Origin of the sequence: Moritella sp. JT01 (genome assembly GCF_001574435.1) — a bacterium.
GTDB lineage: Bacteria > Pseudomonadota > Gammaproteobacteria > Enterobacterales > Moritellaceae > Moritella.
Genome location: NZ_LOCN01000026.1, coordinates 53321 through 78668, shown reverse-complemented (window position 1 = coordinate 78668; position 25348 = coordinate 53321). Strand labels below are relative to the sequence as shown.

Annotated in this window: 21 protein-coding genes and 2 pseudogenes; 19 read left to right on the top strand and 4 right to left on the bottom strand. The window is 39.1% G+C overall.

The genetic code is table 11. The features are described 5' to 3' along the window. The first annotated feature begins 43 nt into the window (after window positions 1-43). The 12 genes from pyrD (at window position 44) to AKG98_RS18100 (ending at window position 13153) form a co-directional block, all read left to right on the top strand. Complete coding sequence (gene pyrD, locus AKG98_RS18155; protein WP_067049230.1) at window positions 44-1054, top strand: quinone-dependent dihydroorotate dehydrogenase; 1011 nt, start codon at window positions 44-46, stop codon at window positions 1052-1054. Window positions 1055-1155: 101 nt separating this feature from the next. Next, on the top strand, window positions 1156-1716 hold the full coding sequence (locus AKG98_RS18150; protein WP_067049228.1) for a cell division protein ZapC domain-containing protein: 561 nt from the start codon (window positions 1156-1158) through the stop codon (window positions 1714-1716). A 153-nt stretch (window positions 1717-1869) separates the two neighbouring features. Continuing rightward, window positions 1870-4002, top strand: a complete 2133-nt coding sequence (gene rlmKL / locus AKG98_RS18145; protein WP_067049222.1) for a bifunctional 23S rRNA (guanine(2069)-N(7))-methyltransferase RlmK/23S rRNA (guanine(2445)-N(2))-methyltransferase RlmL — start codon at window positions 1870-1872, stop codon at window positions 4000-4002. Beyond that, on the top strand, window positions 4002-4232 hold the full coding sequence (locus AKG98_RS18140; protein ID WP_067049220.1) for a glutaredoxin family protein: 231 nt from the start codon (window positions 4002-4004) through the stop codon (window positions 4230-4232). Before rlmKL ends, AKG98_RS18140 begins: the two co-directional genes overlap by 1 nt. A 166-nt stretch (window positions 4233-4398) precedes the next feature. Then, window positions 4399-6309, top strand: coding sequence for an ABC transporter ATP-binding protein (locus AKG98_RS18135; protein ID WP_067049213.1), 1911 nt, complete (start codon window positions 4399-4401; stop codon window positions 6307-6309). Window positions 6310-6324: 15 nt separating this feature from the next. Continuing rightward, on the top strand, window positions 6325-8091 hold the full coding sequence (locus AKG98_RS18130; protein WP_067049211.1) for a DUF3466 family protein: 1767 nt from the start codon (window positions 6325-6327) through the stop codon (window positions 8089-8091). Window positions 8092-8240: 149 nt separating this feature from the next. After that, window positions 8241-8417 carry a ribosome modulation factor gene (gene rmf / locus AKG98_RS18125; protein WP_067049208.1) on the top strand — a complete coding sequence of 59 codons (177 nt, stop codon included), beginning with the start codon at window positions 8241-8243 and terminating at the stop codon, window positions 8415-8417. Between the two features lie 381 nt (window positions 8418-8798). Further along, window positions 8799-9653 (top strand): hypothetical protein, encoded by an 855-nt coding sequence (locus AKG98_RS22535; protein WP_067049205.1) that lies wholly within the window; start codon window positions 8799-8801, stop codon window positions 9651-9653. Between the two features lie 566 nt (window positions 9654-10219). Continuing rightward, the gene (locus tag AKG98_RS23045) at window positions 10220-11509 is read left to right on the top strand and encodes a PAS domain-containing methyl-accepting chemotaxis protein (RefSeq protein WP_067049204.1); all 1290 of its coding nucleotides are present in this window, start codon (window positions 10220-10222) and stop codon (window positions 11507-11509) included. 198 nt (window positions 11510-11707) lie between these two features. Next, the gene (locus tag AKG98_RS18110; RefSeq protein ID WP_067049202.1) at window positions 11708-12109 is read left to right on the top strand and encodes a DUF2007 domain-containing protein; all 402 of its coding nucleotides are present in this window, start codon (window positions 11708-11710) and stop codon (window positions 12107-12109) included. A 23-nt stretch (window positions 12110-12132) separates the two neighbouring features. Continuing rightward, a complete protein-coding gene (locus tag AKG98_RS18105) occupies window positions 12133-12657 on the top strand; it encodes a GNAT family N-acetyltransferase (protein WP_067049200.1) in 525 nt (174 codons plus the stop codon). Window positions 12658-12925: 268 nt separating this feature from the next. Beyond that, window positions 12926-13153, top strand: coding sequence for a hypothetical protein (locus AKG98_RS18100; RefSeq protein ID WP_157534163.1), 228 nt, complete (start codon window positions 12926-12928; stop codon window positions 13151-13153). 430 nt (window positions 13154-13583) lie between these two features. Here AKG98_RS18100 and AKG98_RS18095 read toward each other — a convergent pair whose 3' ends face one another. Beyond that, on the bottom strand, window positions 13584-13775 hold the full coding sequence (locus AKG98_RS18095; RefSeq protein ID WP_067049197.1) for a hypothetical protein: 192 nt from the start codon (window positions 13773-13775) through the stop codon (window positions 13584-13586). Between the two features lie 355 nt (window positions 13776-14130). Between AKG98_RS18095 and AKG98_RS22760 the strand changes: the two are divergent. From AKG98_RS22760 to AKG98_RS18080, 3 genes and pseudogenes are all read left to right on the top strand, one after another. Then, window positions 14131-14343: pseudogene (locus AKG98_RS22760) on the top strand (integrase); the annotation flags it as partial. Window positions 14344-15242: 899 nt separating this feature from the next. Beyond that, on the top strand, window positions 15243-15878 hold the full coding sequence (locus AKG98_RS18085; RefSeq protein WP_067049192.1) for a CatB-related O-acetyltransferase: 636 nt from the start codon (window positions 15243-15245) through the stop codon (window positions 15876-15878). A 337-nt stretch (window positions 15879-16215) separates the two neighbouring features. Next, window positions 16216-17719, top strand: a pseudogene (locus AKG98_RS18080) (ISNCY family transposase). Window positions 17720-17829: 110 nt separating this feature from the next. Here AKG98_RS18080 and yidZ read toward each other — a convergent pair. Then, window positions 17830-18786, bottom strand: coding sequence for an HTH-type transcriptional regulator YidZ (gene yidZ, locus AKG98_RS18075; RefSeq protein WP_067049190.1), 957 nt, complete (start codon window positions 18784-18786; stop codon window positions 17830-17832). Then, entirely contained in the window at window positions 18761-19960 is a 1200-nt protein-coding gene (locus AKG98_RS18070) for an MFS transporter (protein ID WP_067049188.1), read from the bottom strand. The genes yidZ and AKG98_RS18070 overlap by 26 nt, the downstream gene beginning before the upstream one ends. 201 nt (window positions 19961-20161) lie before the next feature. Here AKG98_RS18070 and AKG98_RS18065 point away from each other — a divergent pair, with 201 nt between their 5' ends. The 4 genes from AKG98_RS18065 to AKG98_RS18050 all read left to right on the top strand — a co-directional run bounded on the left by AKG98_RS18065 (window position 20162) and on the right by AKG98_RS18050 (window position 24846). Further along, on the top strand, window positions 20162-20674 hold the full coding sequence (locus AKG98_RS18065; protein WP_067049186.1) for a tyrosine-type recombinase/integrase: 513 nt from the start codon (window positions 20162-20164) through the stop codon (window positions 20672-20674). 1054 nt (window positions 20675-21728) lie between these two features. Continuing rightward, on the top strand, window positions 21729-23495 hold the full coding sequence (locus tag AKG98_RS18060) for a YdiU family protein (protein WP_067049183.1): 1767 nt from the start codon (window positions 21729-21731) through the stop codon (window positions 23493-23495). A 191-nt stretch (window positions 23496-23686) separates the two neighbouring features. After that, window positions 23687-24238, top strand: coding sequence for a GNAT family N-acetyltransferase (locus tag AKG98_RS18055; protein ID WP_083544012.1), 552 nt, complete (start codon window positions 23687-23689; stop codon window positions 24236-24238). 110 nt (window positions 24239-24348) lie between these two features. Continuing rightward, on the top strand, window positions 24349-24846 hold the full coding sequence (locus AKG98_RS18050; protein WP_067049179.1) for an ATP-binding protein: 498 nt from the start codon (window positions 24349-24351) through the stop codon (window positions 24844-24846). A 187-nt stretch (window positions 24847-25033) separates the two neighbouring features. Here the strand turns inward: AKG98_RS18050 and AKG98_RS22010 are convergent, their stop codons facing one another. Beyond that, window positions 25034-25171: a hypothetical protein gene (locus AKG98_RS22010; protein ID WP_369814933.1), complete on the bottom strand. Its 138-nt coding sequence runs from the start codon at window positions 25169-25171 to the stop codon at window positions 25034-25036. Window positions 25172-25348: the final 177 nt, after the last annotated feature.

The window sequence follows — 25348 nt, the reverse complement described above, 5'->3', positions numbered from 1 at the left end:
ATGAAGCACTGTTGATACAGTGCTTTTTTATGAGGAATAGAAAATGTTATATCGTATTGCACGTGAATTTTTGTTTATGCAAGACCCAGAAGTAGTGCATGAAATGACAATTAAAGGGTTGAAATTAACTGGCTCTACTCCTTTAAGTTGCTTATATTCGCAGAAATTACCGAGCAAACCAGTCACTGTAATGGGACTGAAGTTTGATAACCCTGTTGGTTTAGCGGCTGGTCTAGATAAAAATGGCGAAAGTATCGATGCTTTTGCCGCGATGGGTTTTGGTTTTATCGAAGTTGGCACAGTGACACCGCGTCCACAAGCAGGTAATGATAAACCGCGTATATTTCGAATTGTAGAATCGGAAGCGATCATTAACCGCATGGGCTTTAACAATGACGGTGTTGACGCACTTGTTGAAAATGTAAAAAAAGCGAACTATAAAGGTATTTTGGGTATTAACATTGGTAAAAACAAAGATACGCCAATCGAAAAGGGGAATGAAGATTACCTGATTTGTATGGATAAGGTTTACCAATATGCGTCTTATATCACCATTAATATCTCATCACCAAATACGCCTGGATTACGTACACTTCAGTATGGTGAAGCACTTGATAGTTTATTAAGTTGTCTTAAAGAGCGCCAGGCTGAATTAACTAAAATGCACGAGAAATACGTACCGTTAGCGGTTAAAATTGCACCAGATTTAACCGATGAAGAGCTAGCGCAAGTTGCTGAGTCATTAGTCAAATATAAAATGGACGGTGTAATTGCGACTAATACAACGTTAGACAGAACATTAGTACATGATATGCCACATGCTTGTGAAACGGGTGGTTTAAGTGGTCGACCTGTGCAGCACGCGAGTACTGAAATCGTACGTAAATTAGCAATATTGCTTGATGGTCAACTACCTATCATAGGTGTAGGCGGTATTGATTCTGTTGTCGCAGCAAAAGAAAAATTCATTGCGGGTGCAGAATTGGTCCAGGTATATAGTGGATTTATCTATAAAGGCCCTAAATTAGTTAAAAATATTGTAAAAAGTTTGTAACTTTTAGCTTGGTTTTCGTCTATATTTCTGATATGGGTATTTACTTATGGATAGGGTGTAGTTAAACTACCTAAAGAGTTAATTACATTACTGGTATCAGGATGTTACTAGAACCAAGCAACAAGTGGTATTGGCAATATGACTACGCAAGTCAATTCATCGTGATTCAATTATCCGATGGGCTTGCGATGTCTTGCCATTTAGATAAACGGAACATGAATAGTTTGTGTAAAGGCCGAATCAATTTTTGCGCCGATGATTCAAGCTATTATTACTATTTATTAGAATCACTCAAAGATTTAGCATTCAGTGTGCCTGAAAAAGTACAAATTGCATTGAACGGAGTGACTAATTTACGGTTTCATAAAGTAAGAATGCCGCAAAGTTGGTTTTTTGAATATAATGATTCTGATGACAAGTTTAGTACGGGTGACATTATTACTTTATCGGTAAGCGGTGATAATGTTCAGTTTGTTATTTTAGAAGCAGATGATCGTGTTTCAATGTGTATGCTATTAGAAAGTAGTGTGCAACTTTCTGACTCTAAAACGTTAAATCAGTTTGATGTTATCCGAGTAATGAATGATCGTGTTAAACTACAGAATACAGAAGTAAAAGCGCTAACAGATGATTCTTTTTCCTACGTTCAGATCATGGCATAGCATAATCTATCAATAATCCCCCGTTTATCTAATAATTTCCCCAACATTACTATGCGACTATAATGCTGCGTGGTATCATTCGCACCCATTAATAATCAAATTCCTTACTTTCTTTCTACTAGAAAGTATCTCGAAATAATATAGGCTTTCAAATTGACTACAATCAACACTTATTTTGCTTCTTCTCCGAAGGGATTGGAACTTCTACTTAAAGAAGAGCTAATTGAACTTGGCGCACAGGATTGCCGTGAAACCATGGCTGGTGTTTCATTTAAATCGACTCAATTAACAGCGTATAAAATTTGTTTGTGGAGCCGCTTAGCATCTCGAGTGACCTTGCAATTAAAAACATTCAAAATCTTCGATGTATTAGATCTATACCTTGCGGTAACTGGCATGCATTGGGAAAAAATATTCGATCTTGATAAAACCTTTGCCGTTTCTTGTTCTGGTACCAATGACAGTATTCGCGATACACAGTTTGGTGCGTTGAAAGTTAAAGATGGTATTGTTGACCGCTTCACTAAAAGCATGAGCGACCGTCCAAATGTCGCTAAAAATGATCCAGATGTACGTATTCACCTACACATTCGTCGTGAAGAAGCGACGCTTTCTCTTGATCTATGTGGTAATGGTTTACATCAACGTGGCTACCGTCAAGGTACGGGTGCGGCACCGCTAAAAGAAAATCTAGCAGCAGCAATCATTAAACGTAGTGGTTATACGGATGGTTTACTTGTTGATCCTATGTGTGGTTCAGCGACCTTACTTATTGAAGCTGCATTAATGGCTTTAAAAGTACCTGCCGGTATTTTACGCACACGTTATTGCTTTCAACAACTGAATGACTTTGATCAATCTGGTTGGGAAGAGCTGGTTGCACAAGCCAAATATCAAGCGCGCAAAAACATTGCCAACAGCGATCTTAAAGTATACGGTTTTGATAAGAGCTGGCGTGTACTTGACCAAGCAAAAGCCAACGTACGTGCGGCAGGTCTAGAACACATCATCGAATTAGAAACCGGTGACGCTAAAAACCTAGTTAACGATTTCACCAGCGAGGGTACATTAATTTGTAACCCTCCATATGGTGAACGTATGGGTGAGCAACCTGAATTGATTGTGTTACACCAAGTATTAGGTGAACGTCTGAAGAGTGAGTTTTCGGGCTGGAATGTTGCATTTTTCTCATCAAGCCCTGATTTACTGTCTCGCTTAGGCATGCGTGCAAATAAGCAATACAAATTGTTCAACGGTTCATTAGAGTGTTTCCTTAAGCTTTACCAAATCTCATCGATTGCGCGTCAAGCTAAAGCACACGTTGAAACACAAATGACCCCTGGTTTTGCCGAAGACTTCCGTAACCGTTTAAAGAAAAATATCAAACAGTTAACGAAGTGGGCGAAAAAAGAACAAGTTAACTGCTACCGTCTCTATGATGCGGATTTACCTGAATACAATGCCGCTATCGATTTATACGGTGATTGGATTGTGGTACAAGAATATAAAGCACCGAAAGACGTGCCAGAACAAAAAGCCAAACAACGTATCATGGATATTGTTGCTGTTACGCTTGATGTGACTCAAATTGATCCGAACAAGCTTGTATTGAAAGTTCGCCAAAAACAAAAAGGCAGTAATCAGTACGAAAAAATACAACAAGTTAAGTCGGTGTTTACGGTAAGTGAATATGGTGCTCAATTTGAAGTGAACATGAAAGATTACTTAGATACCGGTCTGTTTATCGATCACCGTCTAACACGTCGCATGCTTGGCCAAATGAGTGCGGGTAAACGTTTCTTAAATCTATTCTCATATACAGGCAGTGCCAGTGTTCACGCTATTTTAGGTGGTGCAGAATCATCAGTTACTGTTGATATGTCGAATACTTACCTTGATTGGGCAAAGCGTAACTTTGCGTTAAACAACATCAGTATGCGTAAGCACGAAGTTGTACAAGCAGATTGTCTCGCTTGGTTAGCACGTTGTGAAGATAAATTTGACCTTATCTTTATTGATCCACCAACATTCTCAAACTCAAAGCGTATGGAAGACAGCTTTGATGTAGAACGTGATCACATACAACTGTTTACTTGGTTAGAGAATATTCTATCTTCGCGTGGTGAAATTGTTTTCTCTAACAATAAACGTAACTTTAAGCTAGATTTTGAAGGACTCGAAAAACTGGGTCTTAAAGCAACCAATATTACTGAAAAGAATCGCTCTAAAGATTTCGCGCGTAACAAAAACATCAGTAACTGTTGGCTCGTTGAACGACTAGCATAATGACTAAATACGCATTCTATACCACAGAAGGTTGTCACTTATGTGAACAAGCTTGGGAGCTGGTGATCGCTCAAGGTTTGGTCAGTAAAATGACACAAGTTGAGATCATTCATGATGAAGATGACATCGCCCGTTATGGTATTCGTATTCCAGTGATTAAGAACAACAATACCGAGAAGGAAATTGGTTGGCCATTTGATTCAATAGAATTAGCTGACTTTCTCGATTAAGACTGATTTATTTGATTAAATCCGAGTTATTTTCAATTACAAGGTAATTGTTAAGGCTCGGATTTTTTCTATTTTACAACTTTATGTTAGAATCTAACTAACTGCTTGTTTCTTCGTATGAGAATTTCAACGAAGATGCAATAAATTATTTTATTAAGGAATTACCGTGGCTGTTATCACGTTACAAAATGCTTGTCTTGCCTTTGGCGACCTGCCGTTATTAAACCATGCCGATGCTGTATTTGAACGCAAAGAACGCGTATGTCTTGTTGGCCGTAATGGTGCAGGTAAATCGACAATGATGAAAGTTATTGGCGGCGAAATTCAACTTGACGATGGTGTCCTTAGAATTGAACAAGATGCAGTTGTTTCTCGTTTAGAGCAAGATCCACCAAAAGTAAGTGGTGTGACAATCTTTGATTTTGTTGCGGGTGGTCTAGCGGACATCGGCCAAGTACTAAAAGATTACCATCACCAAGCGATTCTTGTTGGTGAAGATTACAGTGAAAAAGCATTAAACAAATTGATGCGTTTACAAGAAGAACTTGATAACCGTAACGGTTGGGAGTTTGAGCAAAACATTGAACAAGTACTAACGCGCTTGGATTTAGACGCGGATATGATGCTTGATGACTTATCTGGTGGTTGGTTACGCCGTGCTGCATTAGCGCGTTCTCTAGCAAGCAAGCCTGATATCTTATTACTTGATGAACCAACGAACCACTTGGATATTGAATCTATCCTTTGGTTAGAAGAGTTCTTAAAAGATTTCGCCGGTACTATTATCTTCGTAAGCCATGATAGAAGTTTCATTCGTTCTATGGCAACACGTATTATCGATATTGACCGCGGTAACCTTTCGTCTTTCCCTGGTGACTATGACCAATATATAGTTGCTAAAGAAGAAGCACTACGTGTTGAAGATGAGCAAAATGCGTTATTCGATAAACGTTTAGCACAAGAAGAAGTGTGGATCCGTCAAGGCGTTAAAGCCCGTCGTACACGTAATGAAGGTCGTGTAAAAGCACTGAAAGAAATGCGTAACGAACGTAGTGACCGCTTGAACGTACAAGGTAAAGCGAAAATTACCGTTGATGAGACATCACGTTCAGGTAAACGTATCTTTGAAGGCGAAAACGTATCTTACGGTTTCGAAAACAAGCAAATTGTTAAAGATTTTACCTTTAACATCATGCGAGGCGACAAAATTGCGTTCGTTGGTCCAAACGGTTGCGGTAAGAGTACATTAATCAAGTTATTGCTTGAAGAATTACAACCGCAAGCAGGTATCATCAAATGTGGTACCAAGTTAGAAGTGTCTTACTTCGATCAACATCGTACAGAGCTTGATCTAGAGAAAACAGTAATCGACAACTTAGCTGATGGTAAACAAGAAGTTGTAGTCAATGGTAAACCGCGTCATGCACTAGGTTATTTACAAGACTTCTTATTCCACCCACAACGCGCACGTACACCTGTTAAAGTACTGTCTGGTGGCGAACGTAACCGTCTGTTGTTAGCAAAATTATTCCTAAAACCATCTAATCTTTTGATTATGGATGAACCAACCAATGATTTAGATATCGAAACATTGGAACTTTTAGAAGAATTACTTGCCAATTATCAGGGTACGTTATTATTAGTAAGCCATGACCGTAACTTTATCGATAACACAGTAGAAAGTTGCTGGATGTTTGATGGTGAAGGTAACATCACTAACTTTGTTGGTGGTTACCATGATGCTAAGAATCAACAAGCAAATACACAATCTTTGTCAGCAAAGCCTAAGGCGAAAGTTGCGGTAGTTGAAAAATCAGTAAAACAAGAAAAACCAGTTAAGGCTGTTAAAGTAAAAAAATTGCCTTATAACATTCAAGTTGAACTTGATAAACTGCCTGCAAAAATGGAACAACTTGAAACACTCGTTGAAACGTTGCAAGCTGAAATTAATCAACCTGATTTCTTCAATAAGCCAGCTGACGAAACAAAAGCAATGCTTGAAAATCTTGCAAGTAAAGAGCAAGAGTTAGAGACTGCATTTACCCGTTGGGAAGAGCTTGAAGAAATGAAAGGCTAAGGAAATCTAAACATAATGCTTTTAAAAAAGACTAAGTTAGCAGGGATTATTAGTCTCGTATTGTGTACAACTGCGGTGGCTTCAACCACCGCTATTGTTGTAGACAGCAGTGGTGCTCACGATTTTGGTCCATATGTGTCAGCAATGGACACTTCAAGTACTGCGACTGGTTCGATGACCAGCGCGACGTACACTCAAAAATATGCACAACAATTTTCATACGATATTGGTGCGCCTTGGACATATAACGAATATTGCGTTTATGATTCGGATGTGTGTAAGATGTTTTGGGATGGCTCAAAGACAGATAATAGTGATGGCCTATTCGTTTGGCGTCGTAATATTTTAAATACCTATAACAGCGCCAATGGTACTTATGAATCAGAAACTGAAACATCAGTAAACGATACTGTTATTTCAATCCCTAGAGGCTTAAGTGAATCTCGCAAGATTACTGCAATAACATCTACGGATCAGGCGGGTTATGCTACTGACTCAGGCCTTAAGATTGTTAGACGTGGTTTTTATAATGATATTACACTTGCACCTTTAGGTTTTGACAGTAATGGTGGCTTTAGTGCCGCGCATGATTTTACTGACGTATATGTCAGTAATTCGGATAAAACGATTACTTATTCAAAAAGGTTAATTGTAGGTCAAGCGAGTGTACGGTGGTCGGGTAATAAGCGTACTGATGAACGTTTTAAATATTGTTTTAATTACCCAGTCGTTGATGATCGTAATGATTATGATGATCTTTATAATTGTCCTGGTTTTGATCTTCAAGCAAGTTATTGGAATGACGATGGTAGTGCTATTGCATACCTCTCTGACAATTCAGGAACTAAATGGTTAAATACCGGTAGCAACTCAACGTTTATTGCTAATGCTTATGCGATTAACACATCAGGCTTTGCCGTTGGTTTTTCTACGCAGCAGATTAACTCATCGACAAATGGCGGTCGTGCTCGTGCAACCATATTTAAGCCAACTGTTAAATCAGCAGATGCGCTTTCTTATAAGATGACTGAAATCACAAAGCCTAAAACAGATGCGGGTAGTGATTATGATAATGTAATTCGCGATACCGTTGCGATTGATATTACTGATACTGTTTATGTTTCAGCTAGCTCACCATTTGCTGCTGCAGATGGTACAGATAGCGACACTCAAGCATTCATTGTTGTTGGCAACCGTACATATAACCAGCCTCAAAACAGAAGTTATGCAACCGAGTTTTATACGTATGATGTAAAAACACAAGAAACACGTTACCCATTCCAGGCCAATCCTATTAAAGGTGCGAGTTCACAGGTGAGTAAAATCAATAATGACGGTATCGTTGTTGGTTGGCGTGATGCCCGAGGTGAAACGACGCCGACTGCGGATGGTTCTCCACGTTTTCAAAGTGCGTTCATCTATGACTACAAAACTAAAAAATCAGCGTATTTAGATGATTTATATTGTCAAGGTATCGACAACAGTGATGTTAAATACCGATTTGCCAACGCGATCAGTATTAGTGATCCTGACGCCAATGGTAATGTAGTTGTCGTGTCTAATGCGTTCGATTATAAAAACGTTGATAACTATAAGAATAGAATTGGGTCTACTCCAGTCGTATTAACGATGACAATCACTGCGGATGAATTGGCTAATCTGTCCACGACATCGCAGTGCCCAATCAAAGCTGAAGAAGACTATTCACGTAGTGGCGGTAGTATGAATTGGTTCATATTGTTACCTACTATGTTGCTTCTATTCCGTCGTTTTAAACGTTAAACGCTAAATATTACGCTTTGTTTCATAAAGCCGCAGTAATTTCATTACTGCGGCTTTTTTTATTTGATTTGTCGAATATCTTAACCTATTACTTAATAGAGGCTTGGAAAGTCTCAAGTTTAAGTTAAACATTTTTTGAGGAATCTAGAATGAAGAGACAGAAACGAGATCGTTTGGAAAGAGCATATTCGAAAGGTTATCAAGCAGGAACAGCGGGTAGGTCGAATGAAGTTTGTCCATTTCAAAGCGCAGATTCGCGAGGTCAGTGGTTAGGTGGTTGGCGTGAAGCACAAGAGATCCGAAGTACAGGGCTTTTCATCAAATAATAAGAATATAGTAAACACAAAGAAACCCCGTTGGCCCCCTGCCAACGGGGTTTTTCTGTATCTAAAATAGCAGTAACCTTGCTTATCTAAAAGATATGTCTTGATATAACAGCACAAGATACAGTCGAGGATAGCAGTGGTGTGGGTGGGGGATTTTCAACCTGATAATAACAAATTAAGTATTCAAACAGAGTCGTCGATAAAATTTACAATTAATAAATATTTAGATAGGAAAAAACATATGATAAATCTAATGCATTGTTTAATTTAACAAAAAAAAATGGGCACACTACTTGCTTTATGGTAATAGCCAACCGCAATTATACCCATTACCTTTACGTGGCGTGGATATAGGAAGCGGAATTTACCTAGGAGCGTGAAATGAAAAATATACTCTGTAAATCATTACTAGCGAGTACTATGCTTGTAACCACATCTGCTTATGCAGTGCCAATTGATCTTGATTTTTCAAACCCATATAACGTAACGTTTGATACGAATATTTATTGGGATACCTCTCATGCGGCAACAACAGATGGGGTTGTTCGCTATACAAATGTCGGTATGAGTGGGGGTAGCACGATTGATGCTAGGGTTACAGCTACCGTCTTTGGTGGTTATGTGCCTGATTGGCAGGCACCAAATTATGCGAATACAAGCGGTGCTGAGCCAAATGGGGATCATGGTTTTCTTTATCGTAGGGATTCTTCAATACCGATCGGTCAAGCAGTAACTGGTGGACTAGAATTTGTTTTCGAATTATTTGATGGTACTGGTGCCCTATCTAATACTTTTACAAATCCAATAACAGCCGATGAATTAAATATTATTGCTTATGATGTGGATGGTGAGCCACAGCAAACGGAAAACTTACGGGTATTTAAAGCTGATGGCTTAATGTCTTATATCACGGGTACTAACCCGGCAAGTTTAGTCGCTACTGATATGGGAGCGAGTATTCTCTTTGAAGGTCCGGGTACTAACTTTAGTGAAACTGATACAACAGGCGCTGTGTTATTAAATTTTGCTAATACAGACAGCTTTACGTTACGATTTGAATCATCAACAATTGCGAACAATACAGCTGCAAATAACCCTATTTTCAGTGCTATTGATGGGGATTTATTTATCCAGTTTACTGGTCCTCCAGTAATAGTTCCTGCACCCATTTCAGTTACATTATTGGGTCTTGGTTTAGTCGGTCTTGGTTTATCAAGAAAAAGAAAAATAGCTTAATGTTATATTTTCAAAATCCCCGGTATCAAGAGGAAGTTATTTTATCTTACGAAAAACATAGCGTTCCAATATCTGCAGTACTTCAAAGGAATATTCGTTATATATGATTATGTGTAGAGCCAAAGCTATGATTAATAAAGTAATGGGAGGGTTTCCCTCTCATTACTCCCTCCTAAAATATAATGGTTAAATAACCAAAAAACTTATTCTACTTTTGAGTCGGCCATTTTCTTAAACCAATAACTATCCATGCTAGCAACCCAAGCTCCATCCTTGCTTTTCGGTATTACACCAGCCCACATAAGTTCTAACTCTCGGTTGTATGAATCAATAGAGTGTCCACCATATTTACCTTCAAAAGCTAACACCACAGGGACTTGTCCACTTACACCTGCCTTTCCCTCGTGGCCGATTAGTTTATTTCTATACTAGAAAATCTTATCTATTGAATATAGCTGTAAGCATATGTAAGCAGGTGTAAGGGAGCTTAAGCAGTCGATTTTAATTTATCCTATAGTCGCTATACTGGTCAGAATTTATATATAGATAATAACTTGAGAGATAGAATGTTTTTTAAGAGAAAGTCACCTGCAATACCGAAGCCTACTTATAACGATAATATTGTCGATTCTATTAATAATTCAGTAGCAGCGATTGAATTTGATAAAAAGGGTAACATAAAAACGGCTAGCCCACTTTTTCTAAAAGCGTTAGGGTATAGCCTTCATGAGATTGAAGGTGAGCATCACCGTATTTTTTGTAGTCGAGAATTTAGCATTAGTCATGAATATAAAGACTTTTGGAATGATCTTTCTCGTGGTAAGGCCCTGTCTGGAACGTTCAAGCGCTACAAAAAATCGGGAGATGAAGTTGTTATTGAAGCTACCTACTTTCCCATTTTCAAAGAGGGAATTGTGGATGGGGTAATGAAAATAGCCAATGATATCACTATTCAATATAACCAAGCACAGACTCAAAAGGATTTAATTACGGCACTTCATTGTAGTTTTGCTGTTATTGAGTTCGAACCGAACGGAACAGTGATAGATGCAAATACACTTTTTTTGGATACTTTTTCATACAAATTAGATCAAGTAAAAGGTTTGCATCATCGCATATTTTGCTTCGATAGCTTTTACCAAGAACAACCAGACTTTTGGAAAAAACTGTCCAATGGCCATACCTTTTCTGGACGCTTCTTACGAAAAGATGTAAATGGGAAAGAGGTATGGATCCAAGCATCCTATAGCCCTGTTTTCGATGCGAATGGCAAAGTATATAAAGTAGTAAAACTTGCATCAAATATAACTTCAGACGTGATGAGAGAGTTAGAAATATCAGATGCTGCAAACATTGCATATAGTACTGCAGTCGAAACATCTCAAGTAGCGCTTGAAGGAAGCAAAGTTCTTCATGATTCCGTTGAGCTTTCTAATAAGATGTTGGGAAGCATCAACTTATCAATACAACAAGTAGAAGAGCTGGGGGTTTTATCTAAAGATGTGTCTGAAATAGTTAAAACTATTAGTGGGATTGCAGCACAAACGAACCTACTCGCGCTTAATGCTGCTATTGAAGCGGCAAGAGCGGGTGAGCAAGGGCGTGGTTTTGCTGTTGTTGCTGATGAGGTCCGCCAACTGGCCTCTCGCACGTCAGCATCAACTGAAGAAATCAATTTAGTTGTAAGTAAGAATCTTATATTGACGAATGACGTGACTGACTCTATGACTAAAATTGGTTCTGTAGCAGATGAGACTAATTTAAAAATAACAGAAGTATCTTCTATTATGAATGAAATTTATGAAGGTGCTGAAAGTGTATCAACAGCAGTTAATAGCTTTAAAGAGAAGCGTTAATTATTGATACTATGCGTGACCTGTCCTGTTGGTTCGCAATTAAGAAAGCAGGGCAGGGATTAGGTTACGCCTTCCACCCAACATCGTTATTACACTTTCTTACATTGACGCCGTTTACACTACGTGAATGAAACGCTAATCTAGTTGTATGTACAGGAGTAAATTCCGTATGAAAACTGTTATGTTTCTAGGAGGGGTATGAGTAAATTTGTTGTAGTGTCTAAATATTCATTTCCTTTAGACGCAAATATAGCTAAAGCTAGTTTAGAAAGTGAGGGGATTCCTGCTCATATTGCGGATGAACACACAGTTAATATGCAATGGCTTTATTCCAATGCTATTGGAGGAGTGAGGCTATTTGTCCCTGAGGAATTTGAAACTGAAGCAAAAGCCATATTAGACATGAATTTCTCTGAGGATGTAAATTTAGCTTTTAAAGAAAAGCCCGAACAATGCGCTCAATGTAGTAGTGGTAATGTTATAAATTACACTAAAGGTAAAAAGCCTGCATTCCTATTATTTATACTGTTAGGGTTCCCTTTGTTTTTTTATAAACATGGTAAAAAATGCATGGACTGTGGTTGGTTTAAAGAAACATAACAAGACATTAAATAAGGATATATATGGAACAATTACTTCTAGAAACAAAGAGATTAATCCTACGCCCGTATAAATATTCAGATGCGAATCAAGTTAAAAATTTGGCTGGTGATTCGAGAGTATCCGATCCAACACTCAATATTCCACACCCTTATACAATCGACATGGCTCGAGAATGGATCTCAACCCATAAAAATAAATGGCAAGAAAGAACTGGTTTAATATACGCAGTTATAGAAAAAGATACTGATCAATTATTTGGTACAATGAGTCTCGTCGAGATTAACGAAACTGATGCAGAGCTAGGTTATTGGTTTGGGCATCCTTACTGGGGTAACGGATACTGTTCTGAAGCTGCTGAGGCGCTAATAGCGTATTCTTTTAGCGTTATGGGGATAACTTCTCTATACGCCGAACATTTAGCAAGTAACCCAGCTTCTGGGCGAGTAATGATAAAGAATGGAATGCATTATTCCGGGTCTAAACATAAGAAAAACCGAGACGGTATTTTATCTAAAGTCGAGACATATGAGATAAAACACACGTAACAAAACCATGTTATTTACTCACTTATGAGATACCGGAATTAATAAAGAAATTAAACTTTGTTATATTAATCGAAGTTCAGCCTGGAAAAGCAAATTAACAGATCGACTTATATAACAAAATGAAAGAAGCGGACTTTATTAATACTCAATACTCTAATAAGACACCAACATAATGGCAGTGTATGAACGCAGGCTCGATTTCGCTTCGCTACACATGTTAGTCAACTTTTACTCGCCCCTTTTGGGTGTTATGTTTATCGGAGGTTTTGTGAACGAATTTAGTATCAGCCGCATTAATACCGATTTTGGTATTTTCCGTATTTCAGGTTTGTGGAGTAAAGAAAGTCTAGAATCACTTAGAATTGATATTCATTCAATTGAAGTGATGGGAACTGATGGTTGGGTTTTATTAAATCAATCTAATGAAAAGGTTATTAATTTGATCACAGATTTAATGCCGACTTTAAAAACGCACTTACTGGCTAATAGCCGATAAAGATAAAATGGAAGCAGCTACAAGTTTGTATAAAACAATGGGCTGGAAAAAAACTGAAGATCCGCATCCCGATAGTGGAGCTGAGCGAGCTTACTATCTAAATTTAAAGTGGTAGGGTCGCATACAACAAGTGCGTATGGGAATTCAACCATACTTTCTATAATGCAAACCGTCTAAGCCAAATTTGCCCCAAAATGGCTTAGAGCAGTTAATCATACTCGAAATCCTCACATTAATTTTCTATATATTTTCTTATTGATAAATACTGTGATTACATTCAGGTATAATTTGAATTCACAAAAATGACGAAAATATATTATTTTGTCGATACGACAATAGGTAAAAATCTACTCTCTGGTGGTGAATATTTATTAATATTAGAAACAAAAACGCCAGCAAATGCTGGCGTTTTAAAGATGAATGTCAATTATCACATCATGCCGATATCACGTAGGATATGCGGTGATAACCCTCTTAATTGAATATCTAATGATGTTTCTTTTTTATCACTAAATAAAATGTCTTTCGTGTGTTTAATCAGTCCTTTGATAGAAACAGCATAAGCTTTTTTATCTAAAGCCAAATCTTGTGGAATCATATTGAAGTGCGCTGCGTGTGCCATATTAGCCTCTACCTGAATTTAATAATTTATGTTTTAACTGGGTAATGTTTATATGCTTATCTGGTGAATATAATAGCGGATGAAATAACCATGTAACAATGATAAAAAATACCATGATGCATTAGTTTTACTAATGCACGTGACACCGCCAGTAGCTTAATAAATAATCATTCACTTTAATTGCATTTAAATTGGGATTTTTATTCCAAAGATAGTTAAAACAAGCACTTTTACATATACGTAACAATTTAAAGTTATTAAAATAACCTTAATATAGCAATAACAAATAATGCTGAGTCTTTAATATTCAACATAGATGAATTTCATTTATTAGATCCTGTAATGCGAATCTAGCTTGTTGAGTTTAATCTCTAACCCATTTAGACTAGAAGAAATTTGGGGCATTCGAACCAGGCTCCAAATTAATGATAACCCGATGCAACTAGCTCTATTAAACTTGGCTATAGATAGCAAACTGCGTTCATGTGACTTACTTAGAATGAAAGTTCGAGATGTTTACTCCCAAGGTATCGTTCACCCACAAGTACAACTTAATCAAAGTAAAACAGTCTCGGTAGTGTTCGTAACGGTATGTGACGGAAACTATGACAGCCCTTTAAATCCGTCGCCTGCGAGGTAGAAAGTACTTTGTCATACTAATACCATACGAGCTCTCGAAAGTATGACGAAATGCGCTCAATCTATTCAACCCTGTCATACTTTAAATTTCACTTTAACTATATAGATATATCAATTTCCCCATTTGTAGTTGTCGTTAAACATTAAAGTTTAGAATTGAACAATAAAGCGTGAAACTAACACATTAATGATTGAAACTTTTGGCCCCCATAAAGGGAGAGATAATCCGGTTAACTCATACCTGTCTACCTTGGGTTTAGTGTAATAACGCTAAGCCGAATTTGCCCCATTTCGCGTTAGAGCAGTTGCTCAATTGCAATATGTTCATATCGATTTTCCATAGATTTTATCATGCAAAATTTACCAACTGAATTGCTCTTATTTATGCATAGTTAAATGGTTAGATATGATGATTTTATACAGTATTATTGGCATTTTGGTGAACGCAGTCTCGAATTGCCAGAAGACAATCACGTTTATCTTGCTAGTGGAAATTAATGCCAATATAATCAGTTGCATAGATAGTCTTATTGATAACTTACAAGACTTAAAAAATAATTTACAGGACGTCTCGATTTGTCAGAAACAGACAATAAAACAATTCCTGAGATAATTATTATTTTCAATGGATTAAATGCCATTTAAATGGTGAACGGATTTGGGGATTCGAGACGTCCTACTATACAAATGTTATGTGTTATCATCGACTCCCTCATATCAAGAGAGTACTTATGCGACTTATCCCTTTATTAAAGCAGCCACGAATCCACTGACGAGCACAATGTTTAATTAATAAATTATATTTTTTAACATTTTTTTGAGGTTAGTATGCAGAATAAACATTGGTCAAAATTTCAGTTGCTACATGAGGTAGTAACAAATCCAAATATTTTTATAAAGGGTGAGCATAGCTACTACAGTGATTGTTGGGACAATGGTTTCGAGGACTCAGTTGTTCGGTATCTACACGGTGATGAAGTTAGTCGAAAGTGGGAGCCTCGGTGGGAAATAGACAAGCTCCATATCGGCGATTACGTCTGCATAGGTGCGGAAGTAGTTATTTTAATGGGAGGTAATCATACTCATAGAGGGGATTGGTTCTGTTTATATCCGTTTATGGACTATATAGAAGAAGCTTATATTGGTAAAGGCGACACTCGTATTGGTGATGGCTCATGGCTAGGGATGAGGGCTATGATTATGCCAGGTGTGTCGATTGGAGAAGGTGCTATTGTAGCTGCTAATAGCGTTGTTACTAAGGATGTTGCTCCATACAGTGTTGTTGGTGGCTCTCCTGCTAAATTAGTTAAACATCGTTTTAAGCCATCTGTCGTTAATGAGCTGTTGCAGTTAAGAGTTTATGATTGGCCTGTGGAAAAATTTGAGGCACTTAAAAGGTACTTATGTTCGTCAGACATCCAGCAACTTAAAAGTGCAGTTTTAGCTTATGAAACTCAAAAATAACACATAACAAGGCATTTAAACGGAACTAAAACAGTGGGTTACGCTCCGCATCGCTACACAGTATAACTCACTATTTTAGTCCGCTTAATGCGGCGTTAATCTCATTTACCAGTACTTTCTGTAACGCTATATACCATTTAAAGTTTCAACTCTAAGCCATTCCTGTCCAGCTATGGCTTAGGGCTGAGCTATGTGAACTTGTGAACACCAAGGGACTCTGTCGTACCATAACTACCAAGCGACTCTGTCGTTTTTATAATTACCAAGGGAAATTGACGGATCGAATTTTTAAGTAATCCTCTGAGTATCACCGTGTACTTTTCAGAGGTTACTAAGGATGATCGTGATGAATTCCCAATCCCAGCTCATTGTTGATGTGATTACTAAGGTTGCTGAAGGTAAAATTAGCATTCTTAATGCCTCAAAATTACTCAATAAGTCCAGTCGAACCATTGAACGTTATCTCCGTCGATATAAAAAAAATGGCATTCGTTTTGTTGTCCATGGCAATACTGGTAAAACGCCAACCAACAAGATCCCCGACTCATTAAAAAGACAAGTTCAGTCACTTATTAAAGATAAATATTATGATTTCAACATGTTGCACCTCATTGATATCTTAAGGGTGAGAGAAGGAATTCAAGTGAAGCGTGAAACGCTTCGCTCTTGGGCTCATGCTATTCACCATGTGAAACGGGCTAAGCATCGTCGTTCAAAAGTGAGAAGAAGGCGTGAACGTATGGAATCATCGGGATTAATGCTGCAAATGGATGGTAGTCCACACCTGTGGTTCGGTCAGAATAAGTCTTGCTTGATCGCCATTATCGACGATGCAACCAGTGATATCCATGCTGAGTTTTTTCCGTCCGAGACTACCGATGGCTGCATGAAAGTAATGAAGGCTTATATCGAGAAGCGAGGGCTGTTTAAGACGCTTTACGTTGATAGAGCAGGCATCTTTGGTGGGCCGAAGCGTTGTAACTTCTCACAAATGCAAAGGGCATGTGAAGAGCTCGGGATCGAGATCATCTTTGCCAACTCGCCTCAAGGTAAAGGTCGGGTTGAACGTGCATTCGATACCTTTCAAGATCGCTTGGTGCCAGAGCTCCGCCTGGCAGAAATAACGGACATGGACAGCGCTAATCATTATCTGCAAAATACATTTATTCCAGATTATTGGTTGAAACAACTCACTGTCCATGCAAAGAATATCCATTCGGAATTTAGACCAGTCCCAGCGTACATCAACCTTGATGCTGTCTGCGTTCAGAAGGAATACAGAAAAATCCGTCGTGATCATACCTTCAGTTACAACAACACCATGTACATAATAGATTCCCCCTTAAGGCATTCAATCGTGAGCCATAAAGTAGAAATACGGAAACAGTTGGGTGGCGGCTTTGCCGCTTATTTTGCCGATCTTAAGCTCACCATCGCTGAAATCAAGGAACCATGCAAACTCACGGAATATGGAGAGGAAGTACAGAGGAAGCTTGATACCATCAAGCTTGCTGAAGAGCTTGGCAACCTATCTGAAGCAGCTCGAATCAGCGGTTGCTCAAGGGAAAGCATTTACAATAATCGACGCCTGCTTGAAGCTCAGGGGCCTTTGGCACTGAAACGGATGTATGGTATCCCTAGACCAAGATGTTGAAGATAAAGTCATCGAGCTAACATTAGAAAAACCTCACCTGACCCAAATCCCTATCAGCAGTGAAATGATGAAAAGACACAATATATCAATCAGTCACTCGACAATTAGAAATATCTGGGTAAGAGAAAAACTGAATACTAAGGTGTTACGGATCGAACGTGCAGGAGCATTAGCGAAAGCAACATAGTAAAATGAGGGGGTGGACTAAACTTAACAGTGTAAATGACAAAGTCCCACGGTAATTACTCTGTCACACTCCCTCGGTAATCACATGGCCGAGCTAACTCGATATTCTTATTAGTGAATGCAATACAGTGATTTAATAGTTTCCTTCAGCCACAGTAACTTCGGATTGTGAGCGTTGCGTTTATGCCAAATCAACGTGAAGGGAATTAACAGTTTATCATGATAAACCTTGTCTACAGGGATGGGTAAACACAACAAATCTGGATGTTGCTGCTTGGTATAATGTTGACAATATGCAGGTGCAGTCGTGATCATATTTTGGTTTGGTTGAGCCGACATGAATAATGATTGCTCAAAGCTAGCCATAGTAAGCGTGATATTTCGCTTCAATCCCTGTTCACTTAGTATTTCATCTAACGCCCAAGCTTCACACTTCTCCCAAACGATATTGATATGTGGGTATTTGAGGAAGGTATCGAGGTTCCATTCCTCTTGTAAGGCAGGATGATCTTTACGCAAATATACAACAGGAAGATCATAAAAAAGAATTTCAAAGTCAATAAAGTAAGGAAGTAGATGTAGTGACTCTTTAGAGCGCGGGTGGCTTTCTCTTCCCGTGAGTCCAATATCAGTTTCGCCACGGATAATTGATTCTAAAGAGTCGTAATCCCAGTTATGCGTTTTTATTTTTGCGTCTGTATAATGTTGCTGAATTTTCTGGACTAGTCCATTCAGTATGGTTAGCAGAAGCGGAGATTCAATAGCTAAATCAAATTGAATCCCTTTTGGCGAGTCACCACTATGTTTTTCCAGAAGTTGGCGACTTATCTGTAGCCAATCTGAAAGATCTTGTTCCATGCTCTGTGTGAAAGGGGTTGGTGCTAACCCCTTCGGGGTTTTAACAAACAAAGGATCATCAAACCAATCACGTAATTTTCTCAACGACTTGCTCACGGTAGATGGCGTGACATTCAACTTTTTTGCAGTTCTCGACACACTATGTTCTTTAGATAATAGTTGTAGTGTATACAGCAAATTAAAATCAAGCTGGGCTAGTGATCTTTTCATATTTATGACCGTGAGAATGTTTAGGTATCAATAGTATTAGAGCAAGGCTAATTACGCTACCTATAATCAAGGTTGTAAGTAGCATATTCAGTGCATTTACGCCAAGAGCACCCATTAACCAGATGTACAATGCAGAGCTGGACACTTGGGTAATACCAAGCAACGAACTCGCCATTCCTGCGCGCGCAGAATATGGGCTAAGAGCTTGACTCATGGATACACCAAAGCCAATGGCAAAACCCGCACATATCAGTACAAAACTTAGCAGATACAATTGATTATAAAAATTAGAGATAAGCGTGAATGTTATAACCACAGCAGAGAGTGCAAACAAAATTTGTGATGCCAGTAGTAGGGTGCGTTCTTTAAATATTGATAAAGCAAAAGGTGCGGAGAACGAGGTGATCATACTGACTAAAGCAGTGCCGGCTACAATGGTAGAATACTCGCTTCTATCAAAACCCATCTCTCCCATTATTAATAAAGGAGACACGTTAACATAAGTTAAAATGGTCATAACACCCAACGAAGTAATAATCAGACGGCTGATAAAAAAACGTTCAAAGAATGATTCTTGTGCAGCGTGACGGTCTGAATGAATGTCATGAATTACAACCCACTTGTTTGGCTTAGTCTCTTTGAGTACCAGTAAAGATAATAGACAGACCACACCGCCCATAACAGCCATCATAATAAACAGACTTGACCATGGAAATTTAAGCATTATAAGGTAACCAATCACGGGCGCAATAACAGGGATAACACAGGTGATACCATTGAGCATAGAAAGAACTTTAGCGCGCTGTATATCATCCAAAGTATCCCGAATAATTGCAAAGGCAACCACGTAACAGCTACCAGCGCCAATCCCCTGAATGAATCTAGCAATAAGAAACGGCGTACTATGTTCAGCCATTCCACCAAATATAGATGATACTGCAAAGATTGCGGCACCAGTAATAGCAACAGGTTTACGGCCTATTGAGTCGGCCACTTTCCCAGCAATAAGCATTGTAGTAGCCATACCTATCAAATAGATAGAAAAAGCAAAATGAAGTTGGGATTCTGTTGCCTGAAGGTCTGCTGCAATTTGTGGCAGACCAACAAGATAAAGATCGATGGCAGTGGGATAAAGTAGTACAAGCGTAAAACTACAAAGAAGATATCGGAACATAAAAGCCTCATAAATTAATTAGTATTAATTAGTATGAGTATGATAGTGCTGTAAGTATTGGCTGGCGAGTGAGCTTTATGACATCAGGTATTTCCATTGGCGACAAACACTAAAATAAGCTTTGGTTATTTTAGATATTAAATCTGTAATGCGAACTACATCCTTTAAAGCTCGAGCTCTAAGCCATTTAGACTAGAAGAAATTTGGGGTATTCGAACCAGACTCCAAATTAATGATAATCAAATGCAACTAGCTCTCTTAAACTTGGCTATAGATAGCAAACTGCGTTCATGTGACTTACTTAGAATGAAAGTTGGAGATGTTTATTCCCAAGGTATCGTTCACCCACGAGTACAACTTAATCAAAGTAAAACAGGTAATTACGTTCAATTTGAAATAACACCTAGAAGTCAGCAAAGTATCAGTAGGTGGATCTTTTCGGCAAAACTGGGAATTGAGAGCTACCTATTTCCCAGTCTTCGCAGAATAGGCCAACCGATTAGTTATTCTTACTACTCAAAGATTATCAAGTCGTGGGCGTTAAGCTTAGGGCTGGATGATAACTTATATGGCACGCATTCGATGAGACGAACCAAAGCTACGTTGATATATGCCCGCACTAAAAACATACGGGCTGTACAGTTGCTTTTAGGTCATACGAAAGTGGACACAATTCGATACTTGGGCATTGAGATTGAAGATGCCCCAAAGTAGCTTAGAGTAGTGACTCAGTTATATTTTGTTCATGACAGTTGGGTGGCGGATTTGCCGCTCATACTCGATATCCTCACATTAATTTGCCATATATTTTTTTATGGATAAATTTTGTTGCACAATCGTAAACCTAGTTTTATATACAGGTATCATTGGCTTTATCTTGTTTTCACGAAATATTGATGATTTATACTGCCAAATAGTCTTTGTTTCAAATGTTATTAGAAAGTATGTATATCCAATTGTAATATAAGGAAAATTTGATATTGTTAATGGGAATGAAATTAAAGTTGGATTCACGTTATACGGAATTCCGTATAACAAACAGTTAAATAGCTTAATCAAAGGAAGCGTATGTATCATCGAGAATGGAAGTGCATTTGCCCTAAAAATACAGCAAATGGATTTATCGACTACCTCTCAGAAATACTCAAGTTATAAAGGGTTGTACTGGTTACCATGTTTTACGACGAGAGTTAGAAGGTGAAATTGAAATCACATTCGTATCTTTCTGGTTAGAACTTGAGATGATGAAACAGTATGCAGGGGAAAATTTGTATAAAGCCGTACTTTATCCGGAAGATTATAAATATTGTATTAAACCTGATACAGAAGTAAGGGTGTATCAAGTTGTTCCCGGCATAACAGCTACTTAACAAGCAACTGAACGCATATTCGTTTTACAGTCACGCGTTTTGCAAAAAAGATGCAAAACATCGCGCCAGAAACCCTCAATGGTTAGTTTGACGTTAAGTTACCAAGGAAGTTATGCGAAAGTTGGGATGACACAAACATCTTCTATTTGCGTAATGAAAAAGACGCAAGTTTAATAGAATCGTGGGCAAATGAATGCGGGCTCTATCGCCTTAAGTAACCTAACAAACTGCGAATTAAGATTCACCACAGTAGTTATGCCAATTACGGAGCAATTCGCCCATCTGCATTAGTTCACTTATTAGCAGGGCGCTATGTAACAAGTACAAGTATCTGCACAAATAACGGGGTAAGATACAAAGTATTAAAATTTATCTTTACGAGCTTGGTATAAACAACTATGACAAACCGACTGCCTCAGAAAACTTCCTCGACTATATCAACGCTTAACGATCTTGCGAAGTTGGCAAATTATTCCCTCATGGACACGCTCAACTGTGATCCTGATGCGACAGAAAACGGTGCCGACCACGCGCCGCGACAAGTCTTTACGGGCCATTATGTCCCCGTCAATCCTACTCCAATCAAAGACCCTGAGTATGTAGCGCACAGCAAAAACTTTTTTTCCGAGCTTGGCTTCGCCGACAGTCTGGCTGAGTCCTCCGAGTTCATCCGCATGTTCTCCGGCGACATTTCTCAGGTTCCAGAGCCGATGCGCAAGGTCGGTTGGGCTAGTGGGTACGCACTTTCCATCTACGGTACTGAATACATCCAGCAGTGCCCGTTCCAAACCGGCAACGGATATGGCGACGGTCGTGCAATTTCTGTGCTTGAGGCCGTCATCAACGGTCGACGCTGGGAAATGCAGCTGAAAGGTGGCGGCCGCACGCCATATTGCCGCGGCGCGGACGGTCGTGCTGTCTTGCGGTCTAGTATCCGCGAGTTCTTGGCTCAGGAGCACATGCACGCACTGGGCGTGCCCACATCACGGTCTTTGAGTTTGTACGTTTCAAAAACTGAGACGGTGAATAGACCGTGGTACTCGGAGGGCTCGCGCTCGGAAAATCCCGACATGCTTATATCTGAAGCCGTCGCCATCTCGACACGTGTCGCACCGTCGTTCATCCGCGTCGGCCAACTCGAACTTTTCGCTCGCCGTACCCGTAAAAACGAACACCTGAAAGCGATGGAAGAACTCGAGAAGATTGTGCTGCACTTGATTGATCGTGAGTACGCTGACGTTGTCGATAGGCAACTCACCACCCCAGAAAAAGTGGTATTACTGGCGCGCGAGTTTCGTAGCCGCCTCACGTCGCTGGTGGCGAATTGGATCCGCGTCGGCTTCTGTCAGGGTAACTTCAACAGCGACAATTGCGCAGTCGGTGGCTTTACACTTGATTATGGTCCCTTTGGCTTTTGCGATGTGTTTAACCCGTATTATCAGCCTTGGACGGGTGGTGGTCGTCACTTTTCGTTCATGAACCAACCAAACTCAGCGCAAAGAAACTTCGGCATGTTTTGTTCGGCGTTACGGCCATTACTGGCGTCGCATCAGGACTATTTGCTAGAGCTCGACGAGATTCAAAGTGGATTTTCGAAAGTAATGCACACGAAAATGGAAAAGATGTGGGCTGCCAAGCTGGGTCTTAGTACTTTGAACACAGCGTCTCACAAGGCACTTTGCAACGTACTGTTCAGCGAGCTAGAAACACTCATGATGCAAACTCCTGTCGATTACACGATCTTCTTCCGCGAGCTCTCGTCGATACCCGGTGACATTGGCCCACTCAAGAAAAGCTTCTACAATAATTCGCCGCATGATATAGAGTCCAAAGAGATGGACAAGCGCTGGGCAGAGTGGCTTGAAAAATGGAAAACGCTCCTCAACAGCGCCTGTGACGCGAATGCTACGTCGCCCCGAACCAGTGAGGAAATCTCTAGGCAGATGAAGCTCGTCAACCCAAAATACATTTTGCGAGAGTGGTTTGTTATGCCTGCTTATCAGCAAGCAACTGCGGGAAATTACGCTCTAATTCGAGAACTGCAGGACGTGATGACACAGCCATATGCAGAGCAGTCGAAGGACGTGGAGGATAAATACTATAGATTGAAACCGCCTGAGTTCTTTGAGGTGGGTGGATTGTCTCATCTTAGTTGTTCGTCGTGATTCTTTGGACTTAAAAAAGTAGTGCCAGAAACAACTTAATAGTGAAGGCGAGGTTAGTATTAATAAAAGGTGGCTAAAAGTTGTAATTGACCTTACTGATTGGCCCCTACTTATTGAATATATAGTCACGAGTATTGTCAGTAAACACCCAACAAAGCGCTCAAGCGTTATATACCTAGGAGGTATTTGATTTGAAATTGATTCCTGAGTTAGAAACTGAAAACTTGATTATTTCCGTTTTAAATCCTGACGATTTTGAATTACTCGTCAAATATGAAAGTAATAATCGTAGCCATTTATCTCCGTGGGAGCCAACAAGAACCACAGAATATTTTGGCTTAGAAAAAACAAAAGAACGTGTAGAATTAAACTTCAAAGACTTTCAATTAGGCTCTTCAATTTCTCTTGTTGCCTTTGATAAAAGTAAATCTGAAATTATTTGTTTATGTTCATTTTCAAATATAGTTCATGGTGTTTTTCAAGCTTGCAATCTTGGCTACTCAATCTCTGAGAAGAAGCAAGGTAAAGGTTTAATGTTTGAAATGCTTCAAGCATCAATACAGTATGTCTTTACTGAATACAATCTACATAGAGTTATGGCTAATTATATACCATCAAATATCCGTTCTGGGAAATTATTGGACAAGCTAGGTTTCCAGAAAGAAGGAATGGCAAAGTCATATTTAAAAATATCTGGCTCATGGCAAGACCATGTTTTAACATCAAAAATAAATCCGAGTTAAGTCGGCATATAACAATAATTTAAAGTGGGACTGTTAACCGTTTGCCCGGTTCCGCTTCATTCTACATTTTAGCCATCTATTATTGGGCGTAATGCGTAAAAAGAGACAATATGAAAAGTCAGGGAAAGCTGTTCTTCTTCTGTGGCAAGATGGGAGCGGGTAAGTCAACGAAATCCAAGGTCGTGGCTATCGAAAATGATGCTGTTTTAATATCAGAAGATGAATGGTTGGCCGCTCACTTTCCGAATCAAATTCAGTCGTTTGATGACTACATCAAGTACTCTAACTTAATCAAACCGTTTATCAAAAATCATTTCCAAAGTCTTTTGAAAGTTGGGGTAAATGTTGTCATGGATTTTCCTGCAAACACGGTGAAGCAGAGATTGTGGTTCTCGTCACTTTGTAATGAATTGGGCTGTGACCACGAACTTTTATATCTTAACTTAAGTGACGAACAGTGTTTGTCTCAAATTGGAAAGCGTCGCCTTGAACAACCAGAGCGAGCACACTTTGATACAGAGGCAGTTTTTTATCACGTCACTCAGTATTTTGAACCACCGTGTGTTGGTGAAGGCTTAAACATAGTGCTCGAGGAAAAACACGCATAACAAAGAGTTTACTGAGGGGCATAAAAGTCAATCGGATTCCATAAGTCGTTCGTAGCGTTAGTCTAAATTTAGCGATGTTGTTGTAAAAATTAGAATAATCTTGAGTACCTTATCTATATCAGCTTTACCAAGGGCTAACCAGCCCCTTTAGTTTCCTTCTTCACCCAAAACGCCCGAAACAAACGCATCAACCCCAGCGTTGAAACCGCAATACCTGCAGATCATAATCAGCATCGTTACCTTCCTGGTTAGCCAGGCGTTTAGCTTCTGCGTCCAGCTTAGCCAATTTAAGGTCACCTTCTGCAGTCGTAATCGATGCTGCCATTTCAGCAGCAATATGCTTTTTATTATGGATCAATTTAACGAGAAGAACAGTGAACTGGTTTTATACGCAGGTGTAATGTAAAGCTAACAAGACGTTGGTTAGGGCTGGTTGGTGAATAATATGAATTAACTCCTTAACCGGTCTTGTCTACGCATTTTTTTTGACTCTTTATCGCAT

Excerpts from the sequence above, each read along its gene's own strand:
- pyrD (WP_067049230.1), top strand. The coding sequence starts at position 44 with ATGTTATATCGTATTGCACGTGAATTTTTGTTTATGCAAGACCCAGAA.
- AKG98_RS18150 (WP_067049228.1), top strand. The coding sequence starts at position 1,156 with ATGTTACTAGAACCAAGCAACAAGTGGTATTGGCAATATGACTACGCA.
- AKG98_RS18140 (WP_067049220.1), top strand. The coding sequence starts at position 4,002 with ATGACTAAATACGCATTCTATACCACAGAAGGTTGTCACTTATGTGAA.
- AKG98_RS18130 (WP_067049211.1), top strand. The coding sequence starts at position 6,325 with ATGCTTTTAAAAAAGACTAAGTTAGCAGGGATTATTAGTCTCGTATTG.
- rmf (WP_067049208.1), top strand. The coding sequence starts at position 8,241 with ATGAAGAGACAGAAACGAGATCGTTTGGAAAGAGCATATTCGAAAGGT.
- AKG98_RS22535 (WP_067049205.1), top strand. The coding sequence starts at position 8,799 with ATGAAAAATATACTCTGTAAATCATTACTAGCGAGTACTATGCTTGTA.
- AKG98_RS23045 (WP_067049204.1), top strand. The coding sequence starts at position 10,220 with ATGTTTTTTAAGAGAAAGTCACCTGCAATACCGAAGCCTACTTATAAC.
- AKG98_RS18110 (WP_067049202.1), top strand. The coding sequence starts at position 11,708 with ATGAGTAAATTTGTTGTAGTGTCTAAATATTCATTTCCTTTAGACGCA.
- AKG98_RS18105 (WP_067049200.1), top strand. The coding sequence starts at position 12,133 with ATGGAACAATTACTTCTAGAAACAAAGAGATTAATCCTACGCCCGTAT.
- AKG98_RS18095 (WP_067049197.1), bottom strand. The coding sequence starts at position 13,775 with ATGGCACACGCAGCGCACTTCAATATGATTCCACAAGATTTGGCTTTA.
- AKG98_RS18085 (WP_067049192.1), top strand. The coding sequence starts at position 15,243 with ATGCAGAATAAACATTGGTCAAAATTTCAGTTGCTACATGAGGTAGTA.
- yidZ (WP_067049190.1), bottom strand. The coding sequence starts at position 18,786 with ATGAAAAGATCACTAGCCCAGCTTGATTTTAATTTGCTGTATACACTA.
- AKG98_RS18070 (WP_067049188.1), bottom strand. The coding sequence starts at position 19,960 with ATGTTCCGATATCTTCTTTGTAGTTTTACGCTTGTACTACTTTATCCC.
- AKG98_RS18060 (WP_067049183.1), top strand. The coding sequence starts at position 21,729 with ATGACAAACCGACTGCCTCAGAAAACTTCCTCGACTATATCAACGCTT.
- AKG98_RS18050 (WP_067049179.1), top strand. The coding sequence starts at position 24,349 with ATGAAAAGTCAGGGAAAGCTGTTCTTCTTCTGTGGCAAGATGGGAGCG.
- AKG98_RS22010 (WP_369814933.1), bottom strand. The coding sequence starts at position 25,171 with ATGGCAGCATCGATTACGACTGCAGAAGGTGACCTTAAATTGGCTAAG.